Source organism: uncultured Polaribacter sp. (genome assembly GCF_947497695.1).
In the GTDB taxonomy this organism is placed as follows: domain Bacteria; phylum Bacteroidota; class Bacteroidia; order Flavobacteriales; family Flavobacteriaceae; genus Polaribacter.
In genome coordinates, this window is sequence record NZ_CANMHM010000007.1 from 141,130 (window position 1) to 149,722 (window position 8,593).

At 27.8% G+C, this 8,593-nt stretch carries 6 protein-coding genes; 5 read left to right on the forward strand and 1 reads right to left on the reverse strand.

Going from position 1 to position 8,593, the window contains the following annotated elements; translation table 11 throughout:
* Nucleotides 1–25 precede the first annotated feature (25 nt).
* The 5 genes from Q0731_RS09245 to Q0731_RS09265 are packed head-to-tail and all read left to right on the forward strand — an operon-like array spanning nt 26 to nt 8,070.
* Complete coding sequence (locus Q0731_RS09245; protein ID WP_299063044.1) at nt 26–2,356, forward strand: hypothetical protein; 2,331 nt, start codon at nt 26–28, stop codon at nt 2,354–2,356.
* Nucleotides 2,356–3,078, forward strand: a complete 723-nt coding sequence (gene recO, locus Q0731_RS09250; RefSeq protein WP_299063047.1) for a DNA repair protein RecO — start codon at nt 2,356–2,358, stop codon at nt 3,076–3,078. The genes Q0731_RS09245 and recO overlap by 1 nt, the downstream gene beginning before the upstream one ends.
* Nucleotides 3,079–3,125: 47 nt before the next feature.
* Nucleotides 3,126–5,564: a TonB-dependent receptor gene (locus tag Q0731_RS09255; protein ID WP_299063049.1), complete on the forward strand. Its 2,439-nt coding sequence runs from the start codon at nt 3,126–3,128 to the stop codon at nt 5,562–5,564.
* Nucleotides 5,565–5,573: 9 nt separating this feature from the next.
* The gene (locus tag Q0731_RS09260) at nt 5,574–6,593 is read left to right on the forward strand and encodes an acyltransferase family protein (protein WP_299063052.1); all 1,020 of its coding nucleotides are present in this window, start codon (nt 5,574–5,576) and stop codon (nt 6,591–6,593) included.
* On the forward strand, nt 6,559–8,070 hold the full coding sequence (locus Q0731_RS09265) for a phosphoethanolamine transferase (RefSeq protein ID WP_299063055.1): 1,512 nt from the start codon (nt 6,559–6,561) through the stop codon (nt 8,068–8,070). The genes Q0731_RS09260 and Q0731_RS09265 overlap by 35 nt, the downstream gene beginning before the upstream one ends.
* Nucleotides 8,071–8,072: 2 nt before the next feature.
* Here Q0731_RS09265 and Q0731_RS09270 read toward each other — a convergent pair whose 3' ends face one another.
* Nucleotides 8,073–8,423 (reverse strand): SdpI family protein, encoded by a 351-nt coding sequence (locus Q0731_RS09270; RefSeq protein ID WP_299063058.1) that lies wholly within the window; start codon nt 8,421–8,423, stop codon nt 8,073–8,075.
* Between the last annotated feature and the right edge of the window lie 170 nt (nt 8,424–8,593).

The following is an 8,593-nucleotide window of genomic DNA, read 5'->3' on the forward strand; positions in this document are numbered from 1 at the left end:
TATCTTTGAACATCAAAATTAAACAATGAAAAAACTTTTTTCGATATATCTTTTCTTTTTTTCACTCTTTTTTTCTGCACAAACAGATTACAGTGCTTCTTGGGAAGATTTTTACTCTTACAATAATGTAAAAGATTTTATTAAGGTAGATGATGTAATTTATGCCTTAACAGATAATGCTGTTTTTACGTTTGATGTTGTTTCTGAAGAAATTAATAAACTATCTTCAGTGCAAGGTTTGTCTGGAGAAACGACCTCGTCTATTCATTATAATAAAAGTTTTGAAAGGTTATTTATTGGTTATGAAAACGGACTGTTAGAAGTAGTAAATAATGATGGTTCTATAACTATTTCGTCAGATATTGTTAGTTTTAATCAGTCTGGTAGAAAAGGCATCAATCATATGAAAGAGTTTAATGATAAGTTGTACTTATCAACACCTTTTGGTATTGTTGTTTATGATATAGAAAAATTAGAGTTTGGTGATACTTATTTTATAGGGATAGGTTCCACTTCTTTAGAAGTATTTCAAACAGAAGTTTTTAACGGACTTTTATATGCAGCAACAGATACAGGTCTTTTTATAGCAGATTTAAATAGTAACTTATTAATTGATTTTAATAATTGGGAACAACGCTTTTTTGGTAGAAACTTAAACCAAATTACACTCTTTAAAAATGAACTTTTTTTTATTGAAGGCACAAGACTACTTAGGTTAAACGGCAATGTTTTGGTAGAAGTGATTAATTATTTCGAAAATATTTTATCCTTACAATCCTCTACAACTCATTTAACTCTTACAGCAAATGAAGCTGCATTTATATTAGATGAAACATTAAAAGAAGTTTTTAGATTTTCTAAAAACACAGACTTTAATTTTAAATTAAACACTGCTTTTTTTGAAAATGACAATGTTTATTTAGCAACCAAAGAATTTGGTGTACTTAATACAATATCTAACCAACCAACAGATTTTAAAGAAATTCATCCAGATGGCCCTTTGTCTAATGATATTTTTTCAATTACATCTGGCACCAATAACTTATGGGTTGTTTATGGTGGTTATAGTGCTTCTTATGTGCCTTTAGGGAATAGAAAAGGATTTAGTAATTATAAAGGAGAGGAATGGATTAATACCAAATTTTCTGAAGATTTGCCTATTGCAGATTTAGTAGATGTTACAATAGATCCAGAAAATGAAGATAGAGTTTTTATAAGCTCATTTGCTGATACATTTGATGGTAATGTGCTTTCAGGTGGTGGACTTTTAGAGGTAGAGAATAATGAAATAACTAATTTTTATCACTCAGAAAATAGTCCTTTAGGTTTTTCTGGGCCTAATTTACAAAGATTTACTACACGAATTAGTGGAACTAGTTTTGATAGCCAAGGAAATTTATGGGTAGCAGATGCTTTGTCTTCAAAGAAATTAAAAAAACTATCTCCTAGTGGAAGTTGGTCAAGTATTGATATAATTAGTTTACAAACCAACCCAGATAGAGAAACAAATGTAGTAGTTATTGATAGAAATAATACTCTTTGGGTAGGTACCAGAAGAAATGGGGTTTATATTTATAATGAAAACGGAGATCGGAAAAAGGCATTTATTGCAACACCAAACTTAGGAAACTTACCCGATGTAAAAGTAATTTCTATTGCTATTGATGCAAATAACAGAGCTTGGTTAGGTACAGAATCTGGTTTGGTAGTTTACAACAATGTTTCTGGTGTTTTTGAAGATGAAACCCCCAATGCAAACCCAGTTGTAATTAATGGAGATGAAAATGGTTTTGGAGAACGACTTTTAGGAGATCAGACAATTAATACTATTGAAATTGATGGTGCAGAAAATAAATGGTTTGGAACAGAAAATGGAGGTGTTATTTATACCAACCCTAATGGACAAACTACATTGGCGAATTTTAACAAAGAAAACTCTCCTTTACCATCAAATAAAATTGTAAAAATTGCAGTAGATAAAAGTACAGGTAAAGTATATTTTGCAACCAATAATGGTATTGTAGCTTACAATAGTAAAGTAGCACCTTTTGGAGATGTTTTAGGCGATGTTTATGCCTATCCTAATCCTGCATTAAGTAATCACAAAACCATTACTATTGATGGTAGAAAAGGAACCAATTTACCTAAAGGAACCAATGTTAAAATATTAGATGTTGCAGGCAATTTAGTGCATGAAACCAATGTAGTAGAAGGGCAAGAGTTGCAAGGAGGTAAAGTTGTTTGGGATAAAAAAAATCTTGCAGGTATTCATGTTGCTTCTGGTATTTATATTGTTTTGTTATCTAGTGAAGATGCTTCAGAAACTGCTTTTACAAAAATTGCAATTGTAAATTAATGGCTTTAATAACTACAAAGGCTATTGTTTTAAGTACTCTTAAATATAGTGATACAAGCCTAATAGTAAAATGCTTTACTGAAGATCAAGGGTTAAAATCTTATTTAATTAGAGGTATTTTAAAAGCCAAAAAAGGAGGTTTAAAAATAGCTTATTTTCAGCCATTAACACAACTAATTATTGTGGCTAGTCATAGCAATAAAGGTACTTTAAATTCTATAAAAGAGGTGCAAGTTTCTAATCCTTATAAAACTATTTATAGGGATATTGTTAAACAATCTGTTGTATTATTTTTATCAGAAGTTTTAACTTATGCAATTAAAGAAGAAGAAAAAAATAGGGCTCTTTTTGAGTATTTAGAAACAGGGCTAGTTTGGTTAGATCTGCATGAAAAAATTGCCAACTTCCATTTATTATTTTTATTAAATTTAACTCGGTTTTTAGGGTTTTATCCAGATTTATCTGAACAAAATAAAATGGGTTTTGATTTGCTAGAAGGTAGGTTTGCAGAAGCATCAGCTCAAAAAAATAATATTCATGGAAACAATTTTTATCAATTTAAAAAGTTGTTAGGCATAAATTTTGATGCCATAGAAAATGTGTCTTTTAGTAAACAAGAAAGACAAGTAGTATTAAAAATAATAATTCAATATTTTGAACTACATTTGGATGGTTTTAGAAAACCAAAATCGTTACAAATATTAGAAACAGTTTTTAGTTGATGAGATATATCGTTTTCATATTTTTTCTTTCCATAAGTAGTTTTTCTTTGGGTCAGAAAATAAAGATAGTAGACAAACAAACTGGTAAAATTGTTAAAAATGTTACTATTTATGATGAGACTTTAACTACTAATTTATCTTCTGATAATGAGGGTTTTGTAGATGTTTCTGAGTTTAAAAGTACTGAAACCATTATTTTTTCACATATTTCCTATTCAATATTAAGGGTTACAAAAAACCTGTTAAGCAAGCAAAATTTTACTGTTTATTTAACCAAACAGTCAGAACAGTTAGACGAGATTGTTTTATCGGTTTTTAAGAAAGAAGAAAAAAGTAATAGAATTGCAGAACAAATAGCGGTTGTTTCAGCAAAAAAAATTCAAAAAATATCACCCCAAACTTCAGCAGATTTATTGGCAACAATTCCTGGTATTAAGGTTCAGAAATCACAATTTGGTGGAGGTAGTCCTGTAATTCGTGGAATGGAATCTAATCGTGTTTTATTAGTGGTTGATGGTGTAAGAATGAATAATGCTATTTATAGAAAAGGTCATTTACAAAATGCCATTACTGTTGCACCAAATATGTTAGATAAAGTAGAAGTTGTTTTTGGCCCTTCTTCTGTAATTTATGGTTCAGATGCTTTGGGTGGTGTGATTCATTATTATACAAAAACACCAAAAATATCCGAAGGAAAAAAAATAAAAAGCCAGTATTTTTCTCGTTTTTCATCAGTTAATCATGAGGTTACAAATAATGTTTCTGCAGAGTTAAGTTTTAGCAATTGGGCTTCTTTTACAAGTGTTTCTCATAGTGATTTTGGCGATTTACAAAGTGGTAAAAATCGGAATCATGGGTTTAATGATTGGGGTAAAGTTTTTTATTATTCAGAAAATACCAATGGTAATTATGCTGAAAACCCAACTAAAAATGCTAACCCAACACTATTAAAAAATACAGGATATACACAAACAGATATTTTACAAAAATTCTTTATTCCTCTATCAAAAAATACAGATTTAAAAGTAAATTTACAATATTCTACATCGTCAAACATACCAAGGTTTGACAGATTAATGGAGTTAAATGATGATACAGATGTTTCTGATTTAAAATTTGCTGAATGGCATTATGGTCCTCAAAATAGATTGTTAATTTCTTCTCAATTATTGATAAACCCAAGTAAAATTTGGCTTGAAAGTGGAACAATTACTGCTGCTTACCAAAATATTGGAGAAAGTAGAATTCAAAGAAAATTTGGAAGTTTAAACCGATCTTACAGAGAAGAAACGGTAAATGTTTTTAGTTTGAATGGAGATTTTTCTGTCCCTCTAACAGAGAACGAAAAAAGAGTAATGACTTATGGCTTTGAGTTTGCTTATAATGATGTTCACTCTAATTCTTATGGAAAAACCCTAAATATTATTAACGGAGAAATAGATGGTTTTTCTGATACTTTTAAAGTCCAATCTCGTTATCCTGATGGAGGAAGTAGCTATTTGAGTTCTGCTTTATACTTAAATTACAGACAAGATATAAATACTAAATCTACTTTAAATACAGGTATTCGTTATACAAACACACATCTAGAAGCAAATTGGATAGATGAAACCTTTATAAAATTAGAAAACAGTAATATTAAAACTGATAATTCTGCAATCACTGCTACGATTGGCTACGTTTTTAGACCCAATAAAAAATGGCAATTAAATAGTGTTATATCATCTGGCTTTAGATCTCCTAATATAGATGATGTAGGTAGAATTAGAGAAAAAAGTGGTAATGTAACCATTCCAAATATTTATGTTGCACCAGAATTTGCTTACAATGCAGAAATAGGAGTTCAAAAATATTTTAACAATAAAAAATTTAGATTAGGAGCTAATTTTTATTATACTATGTTAGATAATTATATTCAAAGAGATTTTATTTATAATGCAGATGGAACTATAAAACAAGAAGATTTTGGAGACGTATCTGGTAATGCAGTGTCAAACCAAAATAAAGGCAATGCTTACATTACTGGTTACACAGCTAATTATTTGGGTAAAATATCTAAAACAATAAATACTACTGGTTTTATAACTTATACAAAAGGTAGAACTTATGATACAGAAGAACCAATGTCTTCTATTCCGCCACTTTTTGGTCAATTTGCAATAAATTATAAGAAAAATAAAATAGAATTAGGTACAGATTTACGTTTTAATAGTAAAAAAAATATTACAGATTTTAATATAACAGAAGGTATCGATAATCATGATTTAACACCAATTGTAAATACAAATGCTACAAATGATCTTGATAAATATTATGGTACACCAAGTTGGTTTACTTTTGGTTTGAATGGAAGGTATTTGGTTAGTGATAATTTTTCAGCCCAAGTAAGGTTAGATAATTTGTTTGATGTACATTATATAGAATTTGCATCAGGTGTTTCTGCTCCAGGAAGAAATTTATCGGTTTCTTTTGTAGCTAATTTTTAAAAATTACAAATGTTACATACCAAAAGTAAAAGAATTAATTGGGTAGATCAACTAAAAGGCTTTAGTATTATTCTGGTTGTTTATGGGCATAACTTACCATTTATTGACATTTATATTGAAAGTTTTAGAATCCCTTTATTTTTCTTTATTGCAGGTTTTTTTCATCCAAAGTCAACAACTTTTAGTACAATAAAAAAAAGAGCGAAACAGATTTTAATTCCTTATTTTTTATGGAGTTTTATGTTGTTTTTGTTTTGGTTTTTTATAGGTAGAAATTATGGAGACTCAGCAAGTTTAAATTTAAGCGTTTTAAAAAATTTTTTAGGATTATTTTATGCTCAAGGAGGTAATGAGTATATGAATTGGGGCATTACAATGTGGTTTTTACCTGCAATATTTCTAAGTTTTTTAATTTTTAGTTTTGTTAGAAAATTAGCAGCAATAAAACACCAAATTATAGTAACATTAGTATTGATTGGGCTAGGTTTTTTAATACCTAAAGTGTTAAAAATGCATTTAATGTGGAGTTTGGATGTTTCTATGGTTGCATTGTTTTTTTATGCATTTGGTTTTTTTATAAAAGATTTTCTATTTAAAAATAAAGCTATAAAATATGAACCTTCTTTTCTTTTTTTTCTTTTTATTTTCTACATAATTCTTGCTATTAATTTTGCTGATAATGTAGATATGTATAGATCAAAATATGGGAATGAATTTTTATTTTTATTAAATGCTAGTGTTGGTATTTCTTTTTGGGTTTTATTTTTTAGAAAACTCAAAAAAATTAAGTTTTTAACTTTTTTTGGTAAAAATACAATTCCTGTATTAGCTTTGCATATTAGGGCATTAACAGTAATAAAACTTTTTTTAATACTATTTTGGACTTCAAAGTCTTTTGACTTTAATGAGTTAGAAAAAATAATTCTTGTAATTTTACAATTACTTATAATATACCCAGTTATTCTTTTTATCAATAAAAAAGCACCCATCTTAAATGGAAAAATTAAAGTTTTGGCTACCAGAAGTTAAGTTTCATTTAGGGCTACATATTTTAATCGCAGTTTTTATTACAATTGCTTCTTACGTGCATTTTCCTTTTGGTAGTTTAAAAGGGAATTTAGTATATGTTGCTCATTTTTTATTATTGCATTTTTCTTTATTTGGTTTTGTATATGTTTTTAGCCTTTTACAAAAGTTATTTAAAATTGTATTTCCAATTTTATTTATACTAGTTTCTTCTTTTTCATTTTGGGTATATACACAAGATCTAACCATTGCAGAAGGTATGATTCAAGCAATTGTAGAAACAAATACAGATATTGCTATTGATGTGGTTAGTTACCAATTTGTGCTCTTTTTACTATTTTCTACTGTTAGTATTCTAATGTTTTTTAAACGCTTTAAAAAAAATAGGATTAGTAGTGTTAAATCGCCGCTTTTTATACTTTCAATTATTGGTGTTTTAAGTTTTTTTGTTGTAGAAAACTATAAGTTTGATGCCTTTAAAAATAGACTTCCATACAATGTGTATTTTGCAGGTGTTAAGTATTTAAATAAGCCAAAAATTACATTAAAAGAAGTAAAAGAAAACGTTTTTACAAAAGAAGAAGATTTACATATTGTATTAGTGGTAGGAGAATCTGTAAGAGCAGATCATTTATCTTTAAATGGATATTACAGAAATACAACTCCATTATTATCTAAAGTAAAAAATGTAATTACTTTTAAAAAAGTATACACTCCTTTTACATTTACTGCTCAAAGTGTACCTCAAATTTTAACTGATAAATCTGTAGATGATAGGCAAAAGCAGCAAGAAGCTACAAGTATATATACAGTGCTAAACAAGGCTTCTTTTAAAACAGAATGGATAGGCAACCAATCTATAGAAAGCAGTTATAAAGATGTAATTTATTCTAATAAAACGAATCTTATTATTGATAAACTACATTCTTTTCAAAGTTTTAAAAAAGAAAAAGATCTAGCATTGTTAGATTATTTTTCAGTGGATAATGCTCTTGCTAATAACAGAGTAACTACGCTTCACATGATTGGGAGTCATTGGTATTACAATAGCAGAATTACACCAGAATTTCAACATTTTAAACCGATTATTACCAGTAAGTATATTGGATCTTTATCTAAGCAAGAATTGATTAATTCTTATGATAACACCATTTTATACTTAGACAATTTTTTAAATGAATTGATTTTAAAACTTAAAAAATCATCTAAAAAAACAATACTAATTTACCTTTCAGATCATGGAGAAACTTTAGGAGAAGATGGTAAATGGTTGCATGCTCAAGAACACAAAGCTTCTAAAAACCCTGCAATGTTGGTTTGGTTTTCAGATGATTTTGAAAAAAGTTACCCACTAAAAATTCAACAATTAAAATCAAAAAAACAAGATTCTATTACTACAGATTTTTTATTCCATAGTATTTTAGATATTGGTAACATAGAAAATTATAATTATGAGAATGATAAAAGTATTTTTAATTAAGTTTACTTTTTCTTTTTCCCTTCTTCAGTAAAATTTTCTTTAAGTTCTTTTTCTGTTTTTATAATACTAGCAACTAATGATAAAACCACCAAAGCCATAGGTTGCCATGTTAATTTTACATTTAAAAAAGTAACAAATAGTAAACCTGCAAGTAAAGAAAAGCCTGTGTAAATTATAAAATTTCTGTTAAAAGTACTATTTGCAAAATCCCATATTTGTTGGTTTAGCATTGCTTTAGGAGTTCTATAACCATAAATAGTATTAATTTTTTTGGGAGGAAATTTCCAAAAAATAATACTTATTAAAAAGAGAATTCCATTTGTAGTTAAAACATAAGTTAAACCGTCATTCATAATTTATTTTTTGATTTTAATCAGTTAATTTGAAACGCAAAGTTCGCAAAGTTTTTTCGCAAAGTTTACAAAGTCTATGTAATTTTTTAGTTTTGAATACTGAATACTGAATACTGAATACTGAATACTGAATACTGAATACTGAATACTGAATACTGAATACTGAATAC